This window comes from Variovorax sp. ZS18.2.2 (assembly GCF_024701975.1).
In the GTDB taxonomy this organism is placed as follows: Bacteria; Pseudomonadota; Gammaproteobacteria; order Burkholderiales; family Burkholderiaceae_C; genus Variovorax.
The window spans coordinates 1-2,121 of the sequence record NZ_JANLNM010000024.1 but is presented as its reverse complement, the minus strand read 5'-3'; the positions used below and the strand labels follow the sequence as shown (position 1 = coordinate 2,121).

1 protein-coding gene is annotated in these 2,121 nt (G+C 62.8%); it reads left to right on the top strand.

Annotation, left to right across the window (positions count from 1 at the left end):
• Nucleotides 1-2,121, top strand: a 2,121-nt coding sequence (locus NU688_RS33855) for a hypothetical protein (RefSeq protein WP_257865362.1), incomplete at both ends; no start/stop codon positions are given.

Here is a 2,121-nt window from a genome sequence, read left to right as displayed (position 1 = left end):
GGCTGCTGATGCCGCTCGAGGTCGACGTCGACAAGCTGCTGATGCTGCTGGTCGCCGTACTCAGGCCAGACGACGTCGAAGTCGACAGGCTGCTGATACCGCTCGAGGTGGACGTCGACAGGCTGCTGATGCTGCTGGTCGCCGTGCTCAGGCCAGACGACGTGGAAGTCGACAGGCTGCTGATACCGCTCGAAGTAGACGTCGACAAGCTGCTGATGCTGCTGGTCGCCGTGCTCAGGCCAGACGACGTCGAAGTCGACAGGCTGCTGATACCGCTCGAGGTGGACGTCGACAAGCTACCGATGCTGCTGGTCGCGGTGCTCAGGCCAGACGACGTCGAAGTCGACAGGCTGCTGATACCGCTCGAGGTCGACGTCGACAAGCTGCTGATGCTGCTGGTCGCCGTGCTCAGGCCAGACGACGTCGAAGTCGACAGGCTGCTGATACCGCTCGAGGTGGACGTCGACAAGCTGCTGATGCTGCTGGTCGCCGTGCTCAGACCGGACGACGTCGAAGTCGACAGGCTGCTGATGCCGCTCGAAGTAGACGTCGACAAGCTACCGATGCTGCTCGTCGCAGTGCTCAGCCCAGAGGAGGTCGAGGTCGACAGGCTGCTGATGCTGCTGGTCGCGGTGCTCAGGCCAGACGACGTCGAGGTCGACAGGCTGCTGATACCGCTCGAGGTCGACGTCGACAAGCTGCTGATGCTGCTGGTCGCCGTGCTCAGTCCAGACGACGTGGAGGTCGACAGGCTGCTAATGCTGCTGGTCGCTGTGCTCAGACCGGACGACGTCGAAGTCGACAGGCTGCTGATGCCACTCGAGGTGGACGTCGACAAGCTGCTGATGCTGCTGGTCGCCGTACTCAGGCCAGACGACGTCGAAGTCGACAGACTGCTGATGCTGCTGGTCGCCGTGCTCAGGCCGGACGACGTCGAGGTCGACAGGCTGCTGATGCCGCTAGAGGTCGACGTCGACAAGCTGCTGATGCTGCTGGTCGCGGTGCTCAGGCCAGACGACGTCGAAGTCGACAGGCTGCTGATGCCGCTCGAGGTCGACGTCGACAAGCTGCTGATGCTGCTGGTAGCGGTACTCAGGCCAGACGACGTCGAAGTCGACAGGCTGCTGATACCGCTCGAGGTGGACGTCGACAGGCTGCTGATGCTGCTGGTCGCCGTGCTCAGTCCAGACGACGTCGAGGTCGACAGGCTGCTGATACCACTCGAGGTCGATGTCGACAAGCTGCTGATGCTGCTGGTAGCGGTGCTCAGGCCGGACGACGTGGAGGTCGACAGGCTGCTGATACCGCTCGAGGTAGACGTCGACAAGCTGCTAATGCTGCTGGTCGCCGTGCTCAGACCAGAGGATGTCGAAGTCGACAAGCTGCTGATACCGCTCGAGGTAGATGTCGACAGGCTGCTGATGCTGCTGGTCGCCGTGCTCAGGCCGGACGACGTCGAGGTCGACAGGCTGCTGATGCTGCTGGTAGCGGTGCTCAGACCAGACGACGTCGAGGTCGACAGACTGCTGATGCCGCTCGAGGTCGATGTCGACAAGCTGCTGATGCTGCTGGTCGCCGTGCTCAGGCCGGACGACGTCGAAGTCGACAGGCTGCCGATACTGCTTGTCGCGGTGCTCAGACCACTCGAAGTTGAAGTCGACAGGCTGCTCACGCTGCTATTCGCCGTGCTCAGACCAGTCGACAAGCTGGAGATACCGCTGGTCGCAGTGCTCAGGCCGGACGACGTCGAAGTCGACAGGCTGCTGATGCTGCTGGTCGCCGTACTCAGGCCAGACGACGTCGAGGTCGACAGGCTGCTGATACCGCTAGAGGTAGACGTCGACAAGCTGCTGATGCTGCTGGTCGCCGTGCTCAGGCCAGACGACGTCGAGGTCGACAGGCTGCTGATACCGCTCGAGGTGGACGTCGACAAGCTGCTGATGCTGCTGGTCGCCGTACTCAGGCCAGACGACGTCGAGGTCGACAGGCTGCTGATGCTGCTGGTCGCCGTGCTCAGACCAGACGACGTCGAGGTCGACAGGCTGCTGATGCCGCTCGAGGTAGACGTCGACAAGCTGCTGATGCTGCTGGTAGCAGTGCTCAGGCCGGACGACGTGGAGG